This is a genomic window from Pseudomonas sp. PSPC2-3, from assembly GCF_049898265.1.
Lineage (GTDB): Bacteria > Pseudomonadota > Gammaproteobacteria > Pseudomonadales > Pseudomonadaceae > Aquipseudomonas > Aquipseudomonas veronii.
In genome coordinates, this window is the sequence record NZ_JAFCXJ010000002.1 from 59,316 (window position 1) to 78,828 (window position 19,513).

Below are 19,513 nucleotides of genomic sequence, written 5' to 3' on the forward strand. Positions count from 1 at the left end.
CCCCAGGGATGGGGGGGTCACCTCCCATTCGCGCCGCCTGCAATCCGCTTGAGCCCCAGCACCATCAACCCCGCGCCCAAGCTCATCGCCAACAAAAACAGCGGGTACGACACCCACCACGGCGTACCCGCCGTCATCATGCTGAACTCCGACATGCCGCCAATGCTGGCGATCAGGTTGAGCGGCAGAAACACCACGTTGATCAACGTCAGCTTGCGCAACAGGTTGTTCATGCTGTTGTTCATCAGGTTGCCGCGCGCGTCGATCAGCCCGGAGAACACGTTGGAATAAATCTCCGCCTGTTTGTAGCACTGGTGGTTCTCGATGATCAGGTCGTCGATCAGGCCGAGAATCTCGGCGCTGAAATGCTCCTTCTCGCCGTGGTTGCGCAGCCGCGACAGCACGGCGCCATTGCTGTGCAGCGCGTTGATGTAATAGATCAGGCTTTCGCTGAGGTTGAACATCTGCATCAGATGATGGTTGCTCATGGACGCGTTGAACTGTTGCTGCAGCTCCCGCGCGACCAGCTTGATCACTTTGAGGTGGCCGAGGTAGTGGTGAATGTTGTTGAGCAGCAGGTCGAGCAGCACATCCAGCGGTGTGTGCAATGGGCGGCGGGCGCCGAGCCCGGACAGCGGGGTTTCATCGGTGGCGATCACCAACAGCCGGCCAGGTGAAAACAGCAGGCCGCAGGACGACACCTCAAACACCAGGGTGCCCCCGCCGGAGTAGTTCTCCGGGCGCTTCCAGATCAGAAACAGATTGTCGGGGTGAAATTCGATGCGTGAGACTTCATCCGGGTCGAGCGCCGAGGCCAGGGCATGCTCGTCCAGTTTGTGGTGCTCAAGCAGCCAGTTGCGCTCGGCATGGTCAGGGTTGCTGAACAACATGATCGGGGCCTCGTCACTGTCCCCGCTGCGCAACTTTCCATTGATCAATTCAAAGCGCTGGATCATCGCGACTCACCAGACCTGGCCCTGACGCTTCAACTCCAGGCGTCGGACGAATTCCTCCAGCACCAGGCCATACAAGTCGTCCTGCAAGTAGGCATCTTCGATACCGGCATCCAGGTTGGGGTTGTCGTTGACCTCGATCACCACCACTTTGTCCCCCGATTGCTTGAGGTCCACGCCGTAGAGGCCGTCGCCGATCAGGTTGGCGGTCTTCACCGCCAGCTCCACCACGGCCTTGGGCGCCTCGTGGACCGCCAGGGTGCGGCATTCGCCGTTGATGTCCGCGCCGATGGCCTTGTGGTTGTAGATCTGCCAATGGCCCTTGGACATGAAGTATTGGCAGGCAAAGATCGGCTTGCGGTTGAGTACGCCAATGCGCCAGTCGTACTCGGTGTAGAAAAACTCCTGGGCCAACAGCAGCACCGAATGCTCGAACAGTTCGGCGGTGGCCTTGAGCAACGCTTCCTGGCTTTCGACCTTGATCACCCCGCGGGAGAAACAGCCGTCGGGGATTTTCAGCACCAGGGGGAAGCCGAGGCGTTCGCCGACCCGTTCGAAGTCTTCCGGTCGTTCCTTGTAGAGAATCTCGGTGGCCGGCATGCCCAGTTGATGGCTGTTGAGCAGGTCGGTGAGGTAGACCTTGTTGGTACAGCGCAGGATCGACGCGGGGTCGTCCATCACCACCAGGCCTTCGCTTTCGGCTTTCTTGGCGAAACGGTAGGTATGGTTGTCGACGCTGGTGGTCTCGCGGATCAACAAGGCGTCGTATTCGGCCAGGCGCGCGTAGTCCTTGCGCTCGATCAGCTCCACATCGATACCCAAACCCTTGCCGACCCTGATGAAATTTTCCAGGGCCCTGGCGTTGGACGGCGGCAATTGCTCCTGGGGATCATGCAGGATCGCCAGGTCATAGCGGGCCAATCGGCGTGAGCGCGGCTGACGCCAGATCTTGCGGCTGAAGTTGTCGAGGGCGTGGGCGAATTGGTCTTCCTGGTCATCGCGCAACTTGTGCAAGATGCCAGACTTGACCCCTTCGATATGCCAGCCGTTATTCTTTTTGAACTCAACTAACAAGATCGGACACGGGAACGCTTCAAACAGTTGGCGGGCCAACTCCTGCAACGGTTCTATATTGGTTCGACCAAAATAAAGTGTCAGCGTAAAGCCTTCGGTATTGCTGTAAAGATGATGACTCAAGGCTTTATCGAGGGTTTTATCCAGGTCGTCCAGGGCCAGCCCGTACAGTGACTTCTTGGTCAGTTCACTGATGGTCCGCACCGATGGAATCACCTTGTGCCCGCGAGCCTCGGCCAACAGTGAGCAGTAGTAACCGTGCCCCAGGTACTTGTAGCCGCGACACAGGTTGATCACCTGCACACGCTTGCCGGTCTCGCTTTCGCGGGTTTGTTCGAGATATTCCTGGGCCGTGACGATGTCTTCGCTGGGGAAGTAGGAGGCCCAGTCTTCCTTGCGTTCGACAATGATCACCACTTGGCTCGTGCCTCTGGGCGGAGCAGAAAAATAACCTTTGGAAGTTATTGTCGCCGCGACTGTTTGCTCGGATACTTCACGCCAATGACTTTGTACCGCCGACATAATATTTGATCCGCTTTAGAGAACTCGACCTTTTCTATTAAGCACGATCTTTTAGAGAAGTCCCGTTTCATTACGCAACTTTTACGGCGGTCATATGGCTCTTTTCTTTCGCGTTGCAACCCCCAGCGATGTGCCGACATTGGTGGCACTGGAACAGCACTGTTTCACCACCGATCGACTGTCGCCGCGCAGTTTTCACTGGATGATCAGCCGCGCCCATGGCGAGTTGCTGGTGGCTGAACAGGACGGCCAATTGCTCGGGTATGCGCTGGTGTTGTTCCATCGCGGCACGTCCCTGGCGCGGCTGTACTCGATTGCCATCGCCGAACACGCGCGCGGCCTCGGCCTGGGCAAGCAGTTGCTGAGTCGCATCGAGGCCTGCGCGGTGGAGCACGACTGTGCGTACCTGCGCCTCGAAGTGCGCAGCGACAACCCCGGCGCCCTCGCCCTGTATGAACGCAACGGCTACCGGCGCTTTGCGCTGATCAACGATTACTACGAAGACCACGCTCCCGCCCTGCGCCTGGAAAAACGCATCGTCCAGCACCAGGACGCGCGCGTGGAGCGTGTGCCGTATTACCCGCAAACCACCGACTTCACCTGTGGCGCCGCCTGCCTGCTGATGGCCATGGGCGCGTTGGTGCCGGAGCGCGTCGCCACACGCCGCGAAGAACTGCAAATCTGGCGTGAAGCGACCACCGTGTTCATGACCGCCGGCCATGGCGGTTGCAGCCCTCAAGGCCTGGCGCTGGCCGCCTGGCGTCGGGGCTTTCGTGTGCGGATGCAGGTGAATGTACGCGGGCCGTTGTTTCTCGACGGCGTGCGCGATCAACATAAAAAGGACGTCATGCGTTTAGTGCATGACGCCTTCGAGGAAGAGTTGGCCACCAGCACGGTCGAGCAAGTGCTCGGCGGCGCGCTGGATCTGCCCAGGGTACTGCGCGACGGCGGGCAGCCGTTGGTGCTGATCAGCAGCTATCGGCTGACCCGCTCCAAGTCGCCGCACTGGGTGATGGTCACCGACTGCGACGACGACTTCGTCTACTTGCACGACCCGGATGTGGACCACAGCCAGCACCGCCAGCCCCTGGACTGCCAGCACCTGCCGGTCAGCCACGCGGAGTTCGAGCGCATGTGCCGGTTCGGCAACAACAAATTGCGCGCGGCGGTGGTGCTGTTCAAGCCACCGGCTTGATCGAGGCGGTGAGCAGCGGCAATACGCGACCGCGTACCTTAGAAAGCCAGCTTATAACCGATGCTCATCAACATGATCGCCAGACACGGGCGCAGCACGCCGTCCGGGACTTTACCGGCCATGTGGCTACCGATGTAGATACCCGGCAGCGACCCCATCAGCAAAAAGCCCAGCAGGTGCCAATCCATATTGCCCATGCCGGCGTGGCCCAGGCCCGCTACCAGCGTCAGGGGTACGGCGTGGGCGATCTCGGTGCCGACCAGGCGCCGCGTGGCGAGGAATGGGTAAAGGATAAACAGCGCCACGGTGCCGAGGGCTCCGGCGCCGATGGAGGTCAGTGCCACCATGGTGCCGAGGACCGCCCCCGTGACCACCGTCAGCGCGTTCAGGTTGCGCGGGTGCATGTGGTAATCGTCGCCGGCATGGCGCTGGGCGAAGGCCAACAGGCGATGCTTGAACAGAATCGCCAGGGCGGTCAGCAGCAACACCACGCCGAGCGCCTGTTTGATCACCGCGTTCATCGCGCTGGGGTCGGTGTGCAGGCTGGCGAGGAACCACAGGGTCAGCAGCACCGCGGGCACGCTGCCCAAGGTGAGCCAGCCGGTGATGGTCCAGTCGATATTCTTGTTTTTGCCATGCACCAGCACCCCACCGGACTTGGTGATGGCGGCGTACAACAAGTCGGTGCCCACGGCGGTGGCCGGGTTAATGCCGAACCACAGCAGGATCGGGGTCATCAAGGAGCCCCCGCCGACACCGGTCATGCCGACGATAAAACCAACGATCAGGCCTGCAACTACGAAACCAACGTTACCCACATCCATCACAGCTACCTGCGGCCTTGTAAAATTCTGGCCGCAGGATAGCGATTTTTCTTATAACCACTTATATCAATATGATCTGACTTTATGCCTTTTACGTCAGTCGTTGGCAAACGTAGGCCTGGGTCTGATAGGGAAAGGCCACGGTATCGCGGCCTTTCAACGCCGGGTGAGTGGCGATCAGGTTGCGTAATTGCGCGGTGACCTCGGCTTTTTCAGCGGCGGGCAGTGCCGCGATAAAGCTGACGGAGAGGAAGCGATCCATGATCACTTCCTGCGGACTGCCGACGTGGTTGTAGGGAAAACAGGTCATCTCGGGGGCGGAAAAATACTCGCCGGTGAACGCCTCGCGCCATTTTCCGCTGTGAAAGCGCGGCGTATCGCCCTCGTAAGGCGTGATGATCGCGGTGATCGCTGCCACCCAGTCCACCGATTCATCCCGCACATTCCACACCAGCCCCAGACGCCCGTCGGGCTTGAGCACGCGGTGAATTTCCGCCAACGCAGCCTGGGTGGAGAACCAGTGGAAGGACTGGGCGCAGACCAGCGCATCGGCGCAGGCGGACGCCAGGGGGATGGATTCAGCGGTGCCGTTGACCAAGCGCACATCCGGCAACAACCTGGCCAATTGCGCAGCCATCGCCTGCACGGGTTCGACGGCAATCAGCGTCGGCGCCAGGGCGTTCAGCAGGCGCGTGAACTTGCCGGTGCCGGCACCCAGGTCGATCACCGTCGACTGCGCGTCGATGCGCAGTACGTCAGCCAGCCAGCCCGTGAGTTGCCGCGGATAGTTCGGTCGGCCCTGGGCGTAAGTGACGGCCTGGGTCGAAAAACCCTGTTGCGCAGACGTGTGAACACCGGTCATTGCCAATCTCTCCTCGGGTAAAGCGGGGACACAGTGTGCGCCTTCCCACCCGGTTTTTCTAATCCGTCACACTCGGCAACCACACACGAAACCGCGCACCGCCGAGCGGTGAAGCCTGCGCGGTCAGGGTGCCGCCCTGGGCTTCGAGGGCGCGCCGGCTGATCGCCAGGCCCAGGCCAAACCCGCCCGTGGAGCGGTCGCGGCTGCGGTCCAGGCGATAGAACGGCTCGAAGATACGTTCGCGCTGGTCCGGCGGAATACCGATGCCATCATCGTCCACGCAGATTTCGCAGCCCGTGGGACATACCTTGACCCCCACCTGGATGCGTTTGTCGCAGTAGCGCGTGGCATTGCGCAGCAGGTTTTGCAGGGCGCGGGCGGTCAGGCGCGGGTCGAGGCTGAAGCGCTCGACGCTGCAGTCGAGCGCCACGTCGATCACAATCTCGGGGTGCTCCAGTTCGTCGTCGACGCTGCCCAGCACGCTGTCGACAAACTCGTCGAGCACCACCTCGACCCGCTCCGGCAGCTGCGCAGGGTTTTGTAGGCGGCTATAGGAGAGCAACTCCAGCACCAGCTCATCCAGCTCACGGATATGCGCCACCAGGCTTTGCAGGCGCTCGCGGCTGGCCTGGGGCAGGTCTTCGGACAACGCCAGGGCCAGGCCGAAATCCAGGCGCGTCAGGGGGGTGCGCAGTTCGTGGGAGACCGCGTTGAGCAAGTCACGCTGCTGGTTCAACAGGTGTTCGATATCGTCGGCCATGGTGTCGAACACCGTCGCCAGGCTGCCGATATTGGAACTTGGCGGAATGCGCGTGCGTTCGCCAAAATTCCCCTTGCCCAACTGCGTGGCAGTGCTTTTCAGGCGCTCCAGGTCGCGCCAGTGCGGGCGCAGCCATACCAGTAGGCAGGCGAGCAGCGCGGCACCGATCAGTACGTTCATCGACCAGTACAGCAGGTTCATGTCCAGCGAGTCCGGCGGGATCGTCAGCTTGACCGCAAACTGCGGGTTGATCGGTGAGCTGACCTCGGCCATCCACCCCCACTCGCCCAGTCGGATCACCGGCTTGCCTTGGGCCAGCAGCTGCTCTTCTTCGGGGGTGTAGCGCGCGTCCTGGTGCAACAGCAGTTCGACCTTGAGCGGCGCGAAGTCACGGCCCAGTTGCTCGGTGACCTGGGACCAGCGCTCCACCGGCGCCCGCTGGTATTGCTTGACGATGAGTTTCTGCAGGCCGCGGGACTGTTCGACGTTGTAGTCCACGTAGCGGTGCTCGAACACCTGGATCACCAGCTTGGGAATCAGGAAGATCGCCGCGCTGTAGGTGACGATCGTGATCAGATAGAGACGCAGCAGCACACGAAACATGACTCAGCATTCCCACTCGGATCGGCTGAACAGATAGCCTTTGCCCCACACCGTCTTGATCTTGCGCGCTTCCCCGGCGTGGTCGTCGAACTTGCGGCGCAGCTTGGAGATGGCCACGTCCACCGAGCGGTCGGTGCCGTTGAACTCGATCCCGCGCAGGCGTTGCAGGATCTGATCGCGGCTGAGCACTTCACCGGCATGCCGCGCCAGCACCACCAGCAGGTTGTATTCGCCGCTGGACAACTCCACCGCCTGCTCGCGCCAGGTCGCGGTGCGTTCCGACAGGTCGATGCACAGGTTGCCGATGACGATCTGGTCGTTGGCCACCTGCGGTTCGGACAAGCTGCTGCGGCGCAACAGCGTGCGGACCCGGGCCAGTAGCACGCGGGGCTCGCAGGGTTTGGTGACGTAGTCGTCGGCGCCCATTTCCAGGCCCAGCACCTGGTCGTGGCTGTCATCGCGGGCGGTCAGCATCAGGATCGGCAGGCCCGCCGAATCGGCGCGCAGCAAACGGCACACCTGCAGGCCGTCGAGGCCGGGCAGCATCAGGTCGAGGATCACCAGGTCTGGCGGGTTGAGCCGCGCGCGTTCGCGAACGATGGTCGCCCCGGCTCAGCACGCTGACGTGGTAGCCATTGCGCTCCAGGTAGCTGGCAATCAGCTCGGAGAGCGCGGCGTCGTCTTCGACCAGGAGGATGTTGGGCATGGTGTTTCCAAATAATGCAGTTATGGGTCTTACACAAATCCCATGTGGGGGGGGACTTGCGCCCTGCCACATTTGATCTTCAGTGTTTGCAAGGTTGTGCAAGGATATACGTCCGCGGCCGAACGTGGGCTGCACCTTACATTTCTTCACAGACGACCTACACAGCTTCACAGCAGCGCAGTGCCGGCGACATTAGGATGCACCAGTCAATATTGGGATAAGAGCATGTCGAAGAATCTGTTTGCGCCGTTTTGCTTGCTGGCCCTGACACTCGCCCTGAGTGCGTGTGACGAGTCGTCCGCCGAAGCACCGGAAATGCCCCTGGCCACAGTCCGCATCGAAACCCTCGAGGCCAAACCCCTGTCCATCAGCAGTGAACTGAGCGGGCGCATTGCCGCGCCGCGCATTGCCGAAGTGCGCGCGCGGGTCGCCGGGGTGGTGATGCAGCGGGTGTTCAAGGAAGGCCATGACGTGAAACAGGGCGACGTGCTGTTTCGCATCGACCCAGCCCCGTTCAAGGCCGACCTGGACAGTGCTCAGGCCAACCTGAGCAAGGCCGAGGCCAATGCGTTCCAGGCGCGCCTGCAAGAACAGCGCTACAGCCAGTTGGTCGAAGGCAACGCCATCAGCGGCCAGGACTACGACAACGCCCGCGCCGCCCTGCGCCAGACCAACGCCGAGGTCGCCGCGAACAAGGCCGCCGTCGAACGGGCCAAACTGAACCTGGGCTACGCCACCGTCACCGCGCCGATTTCCGGGCGCATCGGGCGTGCGCTGGTGACCGAAGGCGCGCTGGTCGGCCAGAACGAGGCCACGCCGCTGGCGATCATCCAGCAATTGGACCCGATCCACGCCGACCTGACCCAGTCCACCCGTGAGTTGAACGAGCTGCGCCGCGCCTTCCGCGCCGGCAGCCTGAAACAGGTCGGCCAGGACCAGGCCAAGGCCACGCTGATCCAGGACGACGGCAGCCTGTATCCGCTGCCGGGCAAATTGCTCTTCGCCGAGATCAGCGTCGACCCCGGCACCGGGCAGATCATCCTGCGCAGCGAGTTCCCCAACCCGGACCTCGACCTGCTGCCCGGCAGTTTCGTGCGCGTGCGCCTGGAACAGGCGGTCGACCGCCAAGGCATCAGCGTGCCGCAACGCGCGATCACCCGCGACAGCGCCGGCATCCCGATGGTGCTGTTGTTGGACGCCGAACAAACCGTGAGTTTGCAACCGGTGGAATTGGGCGCGGTGATCGATGACCGCTGGGTCGTCAGCGCCGGGCTCAAGGCCGGTGACCGCATCGTCGTCGAGGGCGTGCAACACGCGCGTCCCGGTGAAAAAGTTCAAGTGGATGACAGCCCGCCACCGCCCGCCCAGGCTTCCGGCCAATAAGGATCTTTGACCATGCCGCAGTTCTTTATTGACCGCCCGATCTTCGCCTGGGTGGTCGCCCTGTTTATCCTGCTGGCCGGCGCGCTCGCCATCCCGCAGTTGCCGGTGGCCCAGTACCCCAACGTCGCGCCGCCGAAAGTGGAAATCCACGCGGTGTATCCCGGCGCTTCGGCGCAGACCCTGGATGAAAGCGTGGTCAGCCTGATCGAGCAAGAGCTCAATGGCGCCGATCACCTGCTGTATTTCGAATCCCAGAGCAGCCTCGGCTCGGCCACCATCACCGCGACTTTCCAGCCGGGCACCAACCCGGAGATGGCCCAGGTCGATGTGCAGAACCGCCTCAAGGCCGTGGAATCGCGCTTGCCCCAGGCGGTGACCCAGCAGGGTTTACAGGTGGAGAAAGTCTCCGCCGGCTTCCTGCTGCTGGTGACCCTGACCTCCAGCGACGGCAAGCTCGATGACGTGGCGCTCAGCGACTACCTGGCGCGCAACGTGATGAACGAACTCAAGCGCCTCGACGGGGTGGGCAAGGCCCAGCTGTATGGCGCCGAGCGGGCCATGCGGGTGTGGATCGACCCGCAGAAGCTGATCGGTTTCAACCTGACCCCGGCCGACGTGAATGCCGCGATCAGCGCGCAGAACGCCCAGGTTTCCGCCGGCAGCATCGGCGACTTGCCGGGCACCAAGACCCAGGAAATCACCGCGGCAATCCTGGTCAAGGGCCAGTTGTCCACGCCGGCCGAGTTCGCCGACATCGTGCTCAAGGCCAACCCCGACGGTTCCACCGTGCGTATCGGCGATGTGGCGCGGGTGGAAGTCGGCAGCCAGGAATACCAGTTTTCCACACGCCTGAACGGCAAGCCGTCCACCGCCGTCAGTGTGCAACTGTCGCCGGGCGCCAATGCGCTGAGCACCGCGAACCGGGTGCGGGCGAAGATGGATGAGCTGTCGCGCTACTTCCCGGCCAATGTCGAATACAAGATCCCGTATGACACCTCGCCGTTCGTCAAAGTCTCGATCACCAAGGTGGTCTACACCCTGCTCGAAGCGATGGCGCTGGTGTTCGCGGTGATGTTCCTGTTCCTGCAGAACGTGCGCTACACGCTGATCCCGACCCTGGTGGTGCCGATTGCGTTGATGGGCACCTTCGCCACCATGCTGTTGCTCGGGTTCTCGATCAACGTGCTGACCATGTTCGGCATGGTACTGGCCATCGGTATCCTGGTGGACGATGCGATCGTGGTGGTGGAGAACGTCGAGCGGATCATGGTCAGCGAGGGCCTGTCGCCCAAAGAGGCCACGCGCAAGGCCATGGGCCAGATCACCGGGGCCATCATCGGCATTACGTTGGTGTTGGTGGCGGTGTTTCTGCCGATGGCGTTCATGCCAGGCTCGGTGGGGGTGATCTACCAGCAGTTTTCGCTGTCGATGGCCACCTCGATCCTGTTCTCGGCGTTCCTCGCCCTGACCTTGACCCCGGCACTTTGCGCGACCCTGCTCAAGCCGATCGCCAAGGATGAGCACCACGCCAAGGGCGGGTTCTTCGGCTGGTTCAACCGGCGTTTCGAACGGCTCACCGACCGCTACGAAGGCTGGGTGGCGTATGCCCTCAAGCGCAGCGGCCGTTACCTGTTGATCTACCTGGTGCTGCTGGTGGGCCTGGGGCTGATGTTCAGTCGCCTGCCCTCCTCGTTCCTGCCGGTGGAAGACCAGGGTTACACCATCATCGATATCCAGTTGCCGCCGGGCGCGAGCAAGAACCGCACGGTGCAGGTGGCCGAACAGATCGAAGCGCACAACGCCGAAGAGCCCGGGGTTGGTGACACCACCATGATCATGGGCTTCAGTTTCTCCGGCTCCGGGCAGAACGCGGCGCTGGCGTTCACCACGCTCAAGGATTGGTCGCAACGCAGCAGCGACGATTCGGCCGCCGCGATTGCCGACCGCGCCAACATGGCGTTCACCGAACTGAAAGACGCGATTGCCTATGCGATCCTGCCTCCACCGGTGGACGGCCTCGGCACCAGCAGCGGTTTCGAGTTCCGCTTGCAGGACCGTGGCGGCGTCGGCCACGCGGCGTTGATGGCGGCGCGTACCGAACTGCTGGACGCTGCGGGAAAAAGCCCGATCCTGGCCAACGTGCGTGAAAGCGCCCTGGCCGAAGCGCCGCAAGTGCAACTGCAGGTCGACCGCAAGCAGGCCAACGCGCTGGGCGTGTCCTTCGCCGATGTGGGCAATGTACTGTCGTCGGCCATCGGTTCGGCCTACATCAATGACTTCCCCAACCAGGGCCGCATGCAGCGCGTGGTGGTGCAGGCCGAAGGCGACCAACGCAGCCAGGTCGCGGATCTGTTGAAGATCAACGTGCGCAACAAGGCCGGCGAGATGGTGCCGCTGTCGGCGTTCGTCGCAGCCAAGTGGACCCAGGGACCGACGCAGTTGACCCGTTACAACGGCTACCCGGCCATCGCCATTTCCGGAGAAGCGGCACCGGGGCACAGCACGGGCGAGGCGATGGAAGAAATCCAGCGCCTGGTCAACCAACTGCCGGCGGGCCTGGGCCAGGAATGGACCGGCCTGTCGTTGCAGGAACGCCTGTCCGGCTCCCAGGCGCCGCTGTTGCTGGGCCTGTCGCTGCTGATTGTGTTCCTGTGCCTGGCCGCCCTGTATGAAAGCTGGTCGATCCCGACATCGGTGCTGCTGGTGGTGCCGCTGGGCGTGCTCGGCGCGGTGTTGGCCGTGACCTTGCGCGGCATGCCCAACGATGTGTTCTTCAAGGTCGGGCTGATCACCATCATCGGCCTGTCGGCGAAGAACGCGATCCTGATCATCGAGTTCGCCAAGGACCTGTACGAGCAGGGCGAAGACTTGCTCGACGCGACCTTGAAGGCCGCGCGGCTGCGCTTGCGGCCGATCATCATGACCTCGCTGGCGTTCATCCTCGGCGTGGTGCCCCTGGCGATTGCCACCGGCGCCAGTTCGGCGAGCCAGCAAGCGATCGGTACGGGGGTGATCGGCGGGATGATCACTGCGACGCTGGCGGTAGTGTTTGTGCCGGTGTTCTTTGTGGTCGTCATGAAGCTGGTGCGCAAGCGTCCATAACCCGCGCAAAAATGCGCTATGGTGCTCACAACCGCCCTTGTTGTGAGCACCCATGCCCTTCCTCGCCCGCACCCACCCTCGCCTCTCTTGCGCCGCCGTCCTGGGCCTTGCCGTTGGCATCCTGGTACCCGCCGATACACTCGTGAGCAAAATCCTGATCGGCTGGAATGCCGGCGTCTGGATCTACCTGGTGCTGATGCTGTGGCTGACCATCCGCGCCAAGGCCGAAGACGTCAAACGCATCGCCGAGATCGAGGATGAAAACGCCGGCCTGGTGCTGTTCACGGTGTGCATCGCAGCCATCGCCAGCCTGGCCACCATCACCTTCGAACTGGTCGGCAGCAAGGACCTGAGCACCGCCGAGCGGCTGTTGCACTACGGTTTTACCGGCCTGACGGTCATCGGCTCATGGTTGTTGATCGGGGTGATCTTCAGCGTTCACTACGCCCGGCTCTATTACACCTGGGCCGGCAAAGAGCCGGCGCTGCGCTTTGCCGAGGGGTTGTTGACCCCCAACTATTGGGACTTCCTGTACTTTTCCTTCACCATCGGCGTCGCCGTGCAAACGTCGGACGTGGGCGTTGCCACCCGCAGCATGCGCAAGGTGGTACTGGGACAATCGCTGATCGGGTTTCTGTTCAACACGGCGATCCTCGGCTTTTCGATCAATATTGCCGCGGGACTGTTCAATTGATGCTGCACAAACCTTCTAGACGCCCACGACTCGATGGGCGCTAGATAGCATCGTCTATTCCGCCTCGGTGTTGTGATGGCCGCGCACAATTGGATCGATCTGTCCCAGGACGCCGACACTGGCATCGAGACCCTGCGCGCGCATTTCGAAGGCCATGCCTACGATCCCCATTGGCACGACAGCTACCTGATCGGCGTGACCGAACAAGGCGTGCAGCAATTCAACTGCCGCCGCACGCGCCACAACAGCGTGCCCGGCCAGGTGTTCCTGGTGGAACCCGGCGAGTTGCATGACGGCGACGCGCCCACGGCCGACGGTTTTACCTACCACATGCTCTACCTCGACCCGCAGTGGTTGACGCGGGAAGTGAGCGCGGTCTTCGAAGAGGCTCCCGTCAACAGCCAGCTGAGTTTTGCCGCGACCTTGACCAACGACCCGCGCCTGGCCCTCGCCACCAGCCAAGCCTTTCGCACCCTGCACAGCGGCGAGTTGCGCATCGTGCGACAACGGGCCATGGACCAGTTGCTCGAACGCCTCACCGGCCAGCTCCACTGGCGCAGCCGTTACCGTGACGACCCACGCCTGCCGCTGGTCGCCCACAAAGCCCGGGAATACCTGCATGCCCACCTGCATCACGATGTAGGCATGGATGCCCTGGCGCTGGCCTGCGGCGTCGACCGCTTCCGCCTGACCCGTGCGTTCAAGAGCGCGTTTGGCCTGCCGCCCCATGCTTATCTGGTGCAACTGCGCCTGGCCCGCGCGCGGCACTTGCTGGCCAAGGGTGAACAACCGGCCGATGTGGCGATCGCCCTGGGTTTTGCCGATCAGAGCCACCTGGGCCGCTGGTTCGTGCGCGCCTATGGCCTGACACCGGCGGCCTACCGCAAGCGCTGCTCAAATCTTCCAGACAGGTGATACGCGGGCTTGTGAAGATCGACGCCATCAATGGGTCTATCGGAGTCGTCCCCCATGCTGTCCACGCTGTTGCCTTTCATGCTGTTTGCCTTCGTCGCCTCAATTACCCCCGGCCCGACCAATATCCTGGTACTGAGCAACAGCGCCCGTTTCGGTTTCAGGGCCACGCTGCCAATCATCCTGGGCGCCTGCGCCGGCGCGGCGCTGCTCGTGCTGGTGGTGGGCTCGGGGTTTGGCCGATCCTTGGTGCAGCTACCCAAGGTACAAACCGCCATGCAATGGATCGGCATTGCCTGGCTGAATTACCTGGCCTGGCAGATTTTCAGCGCCCCCACCCGGACCATCGAAGCGGATACACGCCAAAAACCCCTGAGCCCGATCGGCGCCGCCAGCCTGCAATTGATCAACCCGAAAAGCTGGATGATGGCACTGGCCGTAGTCAGCGTTTTTACCGGCAATGGTGCGGAGCGCCAAAACCAGGTGGTGTACCTCTCCCTGGCGTTTTTCCTGATATCGATCCCCTGCCTGGGCACCTGGGCGCTGTTGGGTGCCGGATCCGCACGGGTGTTGCATTCGACCAGCGCCATGCAGCGTTTCAACCGCGGTATGGCCTTGCTGCTGTTGGCGGCGGCTTGGTTAAGTGTGCTGGCCTGAACACACCGGCTATCTGGCTTTGTCCTACAACTTCTTGACGGCTTTCGTACTTTAGTGGTTTCCTGAAACCGGTTTCAGTCATTCCAATAAAAATAGAAGGTCGATGACCGTGAACAGTTTCTCTGCCGCCCAGCGCAGCCGCGTGACCATGCTCGACGTCGCCCAGCGCGCCGGCGTGTCCAAAGCCAGCGTGTCGCGCTTCATCGGCGACGATCGCGCCCTGCTCTCCGATGCCATCGCCCTGCGCATCGAGCACGCCATCGCCGAACTCGGCTACCGCCCCAACCAGATGGCCCGTGGCTTGAAACGCGGGCGCACGCGCCTGATCGGTATGCTGGTGGCCGATATCCGCAACCCCTATTCCATCGCCGTGATGCACGGTGTCGAAACCGCCTGCCGCCAGCACGGCTACAGCCTGGTGGTGTGCAACACCGACCGCGATGACGAGCAGGAACGCCAGCACCTGGCGGCGCTACGCTCGTACAACATCGAAGGGCTGATCGTGAACACCCTCGGCCACCACCTCGAACAACTGCTGGAACTGCAACGGGAAATGCCCCTGGTGCTGGTGGACCGCAAGGTCGCACCGTTGCGCAGCGACCTGGTGGGTTTGGATAACCCGGCCGCGGTACGCATGGCGCTGGAACACCTTGAGCAACAGGGCTACCGCGAGATAGTGCTGGTCAGCGAGGCCACCGATGGCACCAGTTCGCGCCTGGAGCGCCTTGACAGTTTCACCGCCGAGATTGCCCGCCGCCCGGCGTTGAGCGGCACGGTGCTGGAACTGGACGGCGCGCTGGAAAAGCGCCTGCGCGCCTTTCTGGCCAAGCCCGGCGCCAAAGCCGTGTTCTGCGCCAACGGCATCGCCGCCCTCGCTTGCACCCGCGCGCTCAAGGCGCTGGAGTGCGACCTGTTCGCGGACGTCGGCCTGATCGCCCTGGATGACCTGGACTGGTACCCGCTGGTGGGCACCGGCATCACCGCCCTCGCCCAACCGACGCAGGCGATTGGCGCCAGTGCCTTCGACTGCCTGCTCAAGCGCCTGCGCGGCGATACGGCGCCGGCCCGCACCCTGGATTTCCTGCCCGAACTGATCGTTCGCGGTTCCACCCAACCCACCTCGTAGCCGCTGTCGAGCCCTCGCGGGCGTCAATTCAATAGGTTGCGCATAAAAATGAAACCGGTTTCAGAGGTACACAATCATGCATGAATACCCCGTCTCCATCAGCCTTTCCAGCTACGGCGCCGACCTCGTCCGCCAGCAGGGCCAATTGAGTTTCGTCGCCCTGCTGGCGGCGGCCGGTGCCCGGCGCATCGAGTGGCGCGAAGAGCTGCTGACCATTGAACAACCGGCACAACTGGCCCGGGCGGCGGCCGAACAAGGCCTGGAGTGCGTGTTCTCTTCGCCGCTGGAACTGTGGGTCGCCGGCCGCGCCCAGCCGAATGCCGAGCTCGCCGCCACCCTTGATCGCGCCCAGGCCTTTGGTGCGCGCTGGCTGAAAGTCTCCCTCGGCTACTTCACCGACACCAACGACCTGCACAGCCTGCACGCCCTGCTCAACCGCCACCCGGTCAAGTTGCTGGTGGAAAACGACCAGACCCTGCATGGCGGCCGCATCGAACCGCTGCAACGTTTCTTCAGCGAAGTCGAGCGCCTTGGCCTGCCGGTGAAGATGACGTTCGATATCGGTAACTGGCACTGGCAGGACCAGTCCGCGCTCACCGCCGCGCGCCTGCTCGGCCGGCATGTCGACTACCTGCACTGCAAGGCCGTGGCGCGTCGCGCGGACGGCAAGCTGGTGGCACTGCCGCCCGGCGCCACCGACCTGCATCTGTGGGAACAACTGCTGGGCCACATGACTCAAGGTATTACCCGGGCGGTGGAATTCCCGCTGCAAGGCGACGACCTGGTCGAAGTCACCGCCCAGCAGGTCGCCACCCTCGCCCTGCTTGGCCAACCCCGTGCGGAGTACGCCCATGTCTGAGATCGATATCCTGTCGTTCGGCGAAACCATGGCGATGTTTGTCGCCGAACAGAGCGGCGACCTGGCCCAGGTGGGCCACTTCCACAAACGCATCGCCGGGGCCGACAGCAATGTCGCCATCGGCCTGTCGCGCCTGGGCTTCAACGTCGCCTGGCTGAGCCGGGTGGGCAACGACTCCCTGGGCCGCTTTGTGCTCGACACGCTCAAGCAACAAGGCCTGGATTGCCGGCACGTGGCGGTCGACCCGCTGCACCCCACCGGTTTTCAGCTCAAGTCCCGCGAAGAAGCCGGCGATGATCCCCAGGTCGAGTACTTCCGCAAGGGCTCGGCGGCCAGTCACTTATCCATCGCAGCCATCAGCCCGGCGCTGCTGCAGGCGCGCCACCTGCACGCCACCGGCATCCCGCCGGCCTTGTCCAAGGCCACCGGCGAGTTGTCCCGCGAGCTGATGACGCAAATGCGCAAGGCCGGGCGCAGCGTGTCGTTCGACCCGAACCTGCGCCCGGCGCTGTGGCCCAGCCAGCAGCAGATGATCCGCGAGATCAACGCCCTCGCAGGCTTGGCCGATTGGGTCTTGCCGGGCTTGAGCGAAGGTCGCCTGCTTACCGGTTTCGACGACCCGGCGGACATCGCCGCGTTTTACCTGGACCAGGGCGCCGAAGCCGTGGCCATCAAGCTCGGCCCGGACGGCGCGTATTACCGCACCCAACTGGACCAAGGCTTTGTCGCCGCCGTGAGCGTGGACAAAGTGGTCGACACCGTCGGCGCCGGTGATGGCTTTGCCGTCGGCATGATCAGCGCCCTGCTGGAAAACCTCAGCTTCCCCGAGGCGGTACACCGCGGCAACTGGATCGGCAGCCGTGCCGTGCAGAGCCGCGGCGATATGGAAGGCTTACCCACACGCACGGAGCTGCCGACCCGATCCGTTGCTTGACCCACTCCCTGTTGCCACAACTACAACAAGCTCAGGAGCAACCCCATGGATACCTTGAAACTCGCCACCCGCCGTTGGTGGTACATCATGCCCATCGTCTTTATCACCTACAGCCTGGCGTACCTGGACCGCGCCAACTACGGTTTCGCCGCCGCCAGCGGCATGGCTGAAGACCTGATGATCACACCCGGCATGTCGTCCCTGCTCGGCGCACTGTTCTTCCTCGGTTACTTTTTCTTCCAGGTGCCGGGCGCGATCTACGCGCAAAAGCGCAGCGTGAAGAAGTTGATTTTCGTCAGCCTGATCCTCTGGGGCGGCCTGGCCACCCTGACCGGCGTGGTGTCCAACGCCTACATGCTGGTCGCCATTCGCTTCATGCTCGGCGTGGTCGAAGCGGCGGTGATGCCGGCGATGCTGGTGTACCTGTGCCACTGGTTCACCCGTGCCGAACGCTCGCGGGCCAATACGTTCCTGATCCTCGGCAACCCGGTGACCATGCTGTGGATGTCGGTGGTGTCCGGCTACCTGGTGCAGCATTTCAGCTGGCGTTGGATGTTCATCGTCGAAGGCCTGCCGGCGGTGCTGTGGGCGTTTATCTGGTGGCGCCTGGCCGATGAGCGGCCCAAGGATGCCCAGTGGCTGAGCGACAGCGAAAAGCACCAGTTGGAAACCGCCCTCGCCGCCGAACAGGTGGGGATCAAAGCGGTGAAGAACTACGCCGAAGCGTTTCGCTCGCCCAAGGTGATCATCCTCGCGCTGCAGTTCTTCTGCTGGAGCATCGGCGTGTACGGCTTTGTGCTGTGGCTGCCGTCGATCCTCAAGGCCGGCTTGCAGATGGACATGGTCGAGGCCGGCTGGTTGTCGGCGCTGCCGTACCTGGCGGCGGTGATCGGCATGCTGGTGGTGTCGTGGGGTTCGGACAAGCTGCAAAAACGTAAGCGGTTTGTGTGGCCGCCGTTGTTGATCGCCTCTATCGCTTTCTATGCGTCCTACGTGCTCGGCGCCGAACATTTCTGGTGGTCCTACACCCTGCTGGTGATTGCCGGCGCGTGCATGTATGCGCCCTATGGACCGTTTTTCGCGATTGTCCCGGAGATCCTGCCGGCCAACGTCGCCGGCGGCGCCATGGCGTTGATCAACAGCATGGGCGCGCTCGGTTCGTTCGGCGGTTCGTACCTGGTGGGTTACCTCAATAGCAGTACCGGTTCCCCCGGCGCCTCTTACCTGCTGATGAGCGGCGCGTTGATGGTCTCGGTGGTGCTGACGATTTTCCTCAAACCCGGCGCCAGCGACCGCGAGCGCGCGCCGTTGCAGTCCCTCGAATTAAAGGTGAAGACCTGATGAAAAAGTCTGTCGTTCTGTACAAAAAACTCTCCGCGCCGCTGATGGCCCGGCTGCATGAGCACGCCGAGGTCACGCTGATCGACGCGCTCGACCCGCCCGGCCTGGCCAAACTGCGCGACGCCCTCCCCGGCGCCCATGGGTTGCTGGGCGCGAGCCTGCGCCTGGACGCCGCGTTGCTGGACCTGGCACCGCAACTGGAGGCGGTGGCCAGCGTGTCCGTCGGCGTCGACAACTACGACATCGAGTACCTGACCCGGCGCGGCATCCTGCTCAGCAACACGCCCGATGTGCTGACCGAAACCACCGCCGACACCGGTTTCGCGCTGATCCTCGCCACCGCACGCCGGGTGGTCGAACTGGCCGATATGGTGCGTGCCGGCCAGTGGCACAAGAACATCGGCCCGGCGCATTTCGGCAGCGACGTGCATGGCAAGACCCTGGGCATCATCGGCATGGGCCGCATTGGTGAAGCGCTGGCCCAGCGCGGGCATTTCGGCTTCGGCATGCCGGTGCTCTACCACAGTCACTCGCCCAAGCCACTGGTGGAAGAACGGTTCGGCGCGCAGTACCGTCGCCTGAACGACTTGCTGCAACAAGCAGACTTCGTCTGCCTGACACTGCCGCTCACCGCCGAAACCGAGCGGTTGATCGGCGCGCAAGAATTCGCCCTGATGGGCCCGGAGACGATCTTTATCAATATCTCCCGCGGCAAGGTGGTGGATGAAGCCGCGCTGGTCGAGGCCTTGCAGCAGCGCACGATTCGCGCGGCGGGGCTGGATGTGTTCGAGCGCGAGCCGCTGCCCCACGACTCGCCGTTGCTGCGCTTGAACAATGTGGTGGCCACGCCGCATATCGGCTCGGCGACCCATGAGACGCGGGAAGCGATGGCCGAGTGCGCGGTGGATAATCTGCTCGCGGCGCTCGCCGGTCAGAAGCCGAAAAACCTGGTGAATCCAGGCGCCTGGATGCAATAGCTTCTGACACAACACAGAGCAAATGTGGG

At 63.0% G+C, this 19,513-nt stretch carries 16 protein-coding genes and 1 pseudogene; 11 read left to right on the forward strand and 6 right to left on the reverse strand.

What is annotated here, in order from left to right; genetic code table 11:
• Positions 1 to 17 precede the first annotated feature (17 nt).
• Positions 18 to 956, reverse strand: coding sequence for a magnesium transporter CorA family protein (locus tag ACP7E3_RS04195; RefSeq protein WP_169882009.1), 939 nt, complete (start codon positions 954 to 956; stop codon positions 18 to 20).
• 6 nt (positions 957 to 962) lie between these two features.
• The gene (locus tag ACP7E3_RS04200; RefSeq protein WP_108526598.1) at positions 963 to 2,549 is read right to left on the reverse strand and encodes a RimK family protein; all 1,587 of its coding nucleotides are present in this window, start codon (positions 2,547 to 2,549) and stop codon (positions 963 to 965) included.
• Positions 2,550 to 2,643: 94 nt separating this feature from the next.
• Here ACP7E3_RS04200 and ACP7E3_RS04205 point away from each other — a divergent pair, with 94 nt between their 5' ends.
• Positions 2,644 to 3,744: a GNAT family N-acetyltransferase/peptidase C39 family protein gene (locus tag ACP7E3_RS04205; RefSeq protein ID WP_046383184.1), complete on the forward strand. Its 1,101-nt coding sequence runs from the start codon at positions 2,644 to 2,646 to the stop codon at positions 3,742 to 3,744.
• 38 nt (positions 3,745 to 3,782) lie between these two features.
• Here the strand turns inward: ACP7E3_RS04205 and ACP7E3_RS04210 are convergent, their stop codons facing one another.
• The 4 genes and pseudogenes from ACP7E3_RS04210 to ACP7E3_RS04225 all read right to left on the reverse strand — a co-directional run bounded on the left by ACP7E3_RS04210 (position 3,783) and on the right by ACP7E3_RS04225 (position 7,499).
• Positions 3,783 to 4,568 carry a sulfite exporter TauE/SafE family protein gene (locus tag ACP7E3_RS04210; protein WP_046383183.1) on the reverse strand — a complete coding sequence of 262 codons (786 nt, stop codon included), beginning with the start codon at positions 4,566 to 4,568 and terminating at the stop codon, positions 3,783 to 3,785.
• A 91-nt stretch (positions 4,569 to 4,659) separates the two neighbouring features.
• Positions 4,660 to 5,430: a class I SAM-dependent methyltransferase gene (locus tag ACP7E3_RS04215; protein WP_017848417.1), complete on the reverse strand. Its 771-nt coding sequence runs from the start codon at positions 5,428 to 5,430 to the stop codon at positions 4,660 to 4,662.
• Positions 5,431 to 5,488: 58 nt separating this feature from the next.
• Positions 5,489 to 6,793, reverse strand: a complete 1,305-nt coding sequence (locus ACP7E3_RS04220) for an ATP-binding protein (protein ID WP_046383182.1) — start codon at positions 6,791 to 6,793, stop codon at positions 5,489 to 5,491.
• 3 nt (positions 6,794 to 6,796) lie between these two features.
• Positions 6,797 to 7,499 (reverse strand): annotated as a pseudogene (locus ACP7E3_RS04225) (response regulator).
• Positions 7,500 to 7,724: 225 nt separating this feature from the next.
• On the opposite strand from ACP7E3_RS04225, the gene ACP7E3_RS04230 reads away from it, so the two are divergent.
• The 10 genes from ACP7E3_RS04230 (at position 7,725) to ACP7E3_RS04275 (ending at position 19,484) form a co-directional block, all read left to right on the forward strand.
• Positions 7,725 to 8,882: an efflux RND transporter periplasmic adaptor subunit gene (locus ACP7E3_RS04230; RefSeq protein ID WP_046383181.1), complete on the forward strand. Its 1,158-nt coding sequence runs from the start codon at positions 7,725 to 7,727 to the stop codon at positions 8,880 to 8,882.
• A gap of 12 nt (positions 8,883 to 8,894) precedes the next feature.
• The gene (locus tag ACP7E3_RS04235) at positions 8,895 to 11,984 is read left to right on the forward strand and encodes an efflux RND transporter permease subunit (protein WP_057005244.1); all 3,090 of its coding nucleotides are present in this window, start codon (positions 8,895 to 8,897) and stop codon (positions 11,982 to 11,984) included.
• A gap of 52 nt (positions 11,985 to 12,036) precedes the next feature.
• Positions 12,037 to 12,678 (forward strand): DUF1345 domain-containing protein, encoded by a 642-nt coding sequence (locus tag ACP7E3_RS04240; RefSeq protein WP_017848412.1) that lies wholly within the window; start codon positions 12,037 to 12,039, stop codon positions 12,676 to 12,678.
• Between the two features lie 75 nt (positions 12,679 to 12,753).
• Positions 12,754 to 13,593, forward strand: a complete 840-nt coding sequence (locus ACP7E3_RS04245; protein WP_108526594.1) for an AraC family transcriptional regulator — start codon at positions 12,754 to 12,756, stop codon at positions 13,591 to 13,593.
• 54 nt (positions 13,594 to 13,647) lie between these two features.
• Positions 13,648 to 14,247, forward strand: a complete 600-nt coding sequence (locus ACP7E3_RS04250) for a LysE family translocator (protein ID WP_426122368.1) — start codon at positions 13,648 to 13,650, stop codon at positions 14,245 to 14,247.
• Positions 14,248 to 14,356: 109 nt separating this feature from the next.
• The gene (locus ACP7E3_RS04255) at positions 14,357 to 15,373 is read left to right on the forward strand and encodes a LacI family DNA-binding transcriptional regulator (RefSeq protein WP_108526620.1); all 1,017 of its coding nucleotides are present in this window, start codon (positions 14,357 to 14,359) and stop codon (positions 15,371 to 15,373) included.
• 76 nt (positions 15,374 to 15,449) lie between these two features.
• Positions 15,450 to 16,232, forward strand: coding sequence for a sugar phosphate isomerase/epimerase family protein (locus tag ACP7E3_RS04260; RefSeq protein WP_057005239.1), 783 nt, complete (start codon positions 15,450 to 15,452; stop codon positions 16,230 to 16,232).
• Positions 16,225 to 17,166 (forward strand): sugar kinase, encoded by a 942-nt coding sequence (locus tag ACP7E3_RS04265; RefSeq protein WP_046383172.1) that lies wholly within the window; start codon positions 16,225 to 16,227, stop codon positions 17,164 to 17,166. Before ACP7E3_RS04260 ends, ACP7E3_RS04265 begins: the two co-directional genes overlap by 8 nt.
• A 45-nt stretch (positions 17,167 to 17,211) precedes the next feature.
• Positions 17,212 to 18,507, forward strand: coding sequence for an MFS transporter (locus tag ACP7E3_RS04270; protein ID WP_128192512.1), 1,296 nt, complete (start codon positions 17,212 to 17,214; stop codon positions 18,505 to 18,507).
• Positions 18,507 to 19,484: an NAD(P)-dependent oxidoreductase gene (locus tag ACP7E3_RS04275; protein WP_426122372.1), complete on the forward strand. Its 978-nt coding sequence runs from the start codon at positions 18,507 to 18,509 to the stop codon at positions 19,482 to 19,484. The genes ACP7E3_RS04270 and ACP7E3_RS04275 overlap by 1 nt, the downstream gene beginning before the upstream one ends.
• Positions 19,485 to 19,513: the final 29 nt, after the last annotated feature.

Bases quoted from the DNA above. Each gene is read 5' to 3' on its own strand.
- ACP7E3_RS04240 (WP_017848412.1), top strand. From the start codon at position 12,037: ATGCCCTTCCTCGCCCGCACCCACCCTCGCCTCTCTTGCGCCGCCGTC.
- ACP7E3_RS04265 (WP_046383172.1), top strand. From the start codon at position 16,225: ATGTCTGAGATCGATATCCTGTCGTTCGGCGAAACCATGGCGATGTTT.
- ACP7E3_RS04235 (WP_057005244.1), top strand. From the start codon at position 8,895: ATGCCGCAGTTCTTTATTGACCGCCCGATCTTCGCCTGGGTGGTCGCC.
- ACP7E3_RS04230 (WP_046383181.1), top strand. From the start codon at position 7,725: ATGTCGAAGAATCTGTTTGCGCCGTTTTGCTTGCTGGCCCTGACACTC.
- ACP7E3_RS04245 (WP_108526594.1), top strand. From the start codon at position 12,754: ATGGCCGCGCACAATTGGATCGATCTGTCCCAGGACGCCGACACTGGC.
- ACP7E3_RS04215 (WP_017848417.1), bottom strand. From the start codon at position 5,430: ATGACCGGTGTTCACACGTCTGCGCAACAGGGTTTTTCGACCCAGGCC.
- ACP7E3_RS04260 (WP_057005239.1), top strand. From the start codon at position 15,450: ATGCATGAATACCCCGTCTCCATCAGCCTTTCCAGCTACGGCGCCGAC.
- ACP7E3_RS04220 (WP_046383182.1), bottom strand. From the start codon at position 6,793: ATGTTTCGTGTGCTGCTGCGTCTCTATCTGATCACGATCGTCACCTAC.
- ACP7E3_RS04205 (WP_046383184.1), top strand. From the start codon at position 2,644: ATGGCTCTTTTCTTTCGCGTTGCAACCCCCAGCGATGTGCCGACATTG.
- ACP7E3_RS04195 (WP_169882009.1), bottom strand. From the start codon at position 956: ATGATCCAGCGCTTTGAATTGATCAATGGAAAGTTGCGCAGCGGGGAC.
- ACP7E3_RS04275 (WP_426122372.1), top strand. From the start codon at position 18,507: ATGAAAAAGTCTGTCGTTCTGTACAAAAAACTCTCCGCGCCGCTGATG.
- ACP7E3_RS04210 (WP_046383183.1), bottom strand. From the start codon at position 4,568: ATGGATGTGGGTAACGTTGGTTTCGTAGTTGCAGGCCTGATCGTTGGT.
- ACP7E3_RS04200 (WP_108526598.1), bottom strand. From the start codon at position 2,549: ATGTCGGCGGTACAAAGTCATTGGCGTGAAGTATCCGAGCAAACAGTC.
- ACP7E3_RS04270 (WP_128192512.1), top strand. From the start codon at position 17,212: ATGGATACCTTGAAACTCGCCACCCGCCGTTGGTGGTACATCATGCCC.
- ACP7E3_RS04250 (WP_426122368.1), top strand. From the start codon at position 13,648: ATGCTGTCCACGCTGTTGCCTTTCATGCTGTTTGCCTTCGTCGCCTCA.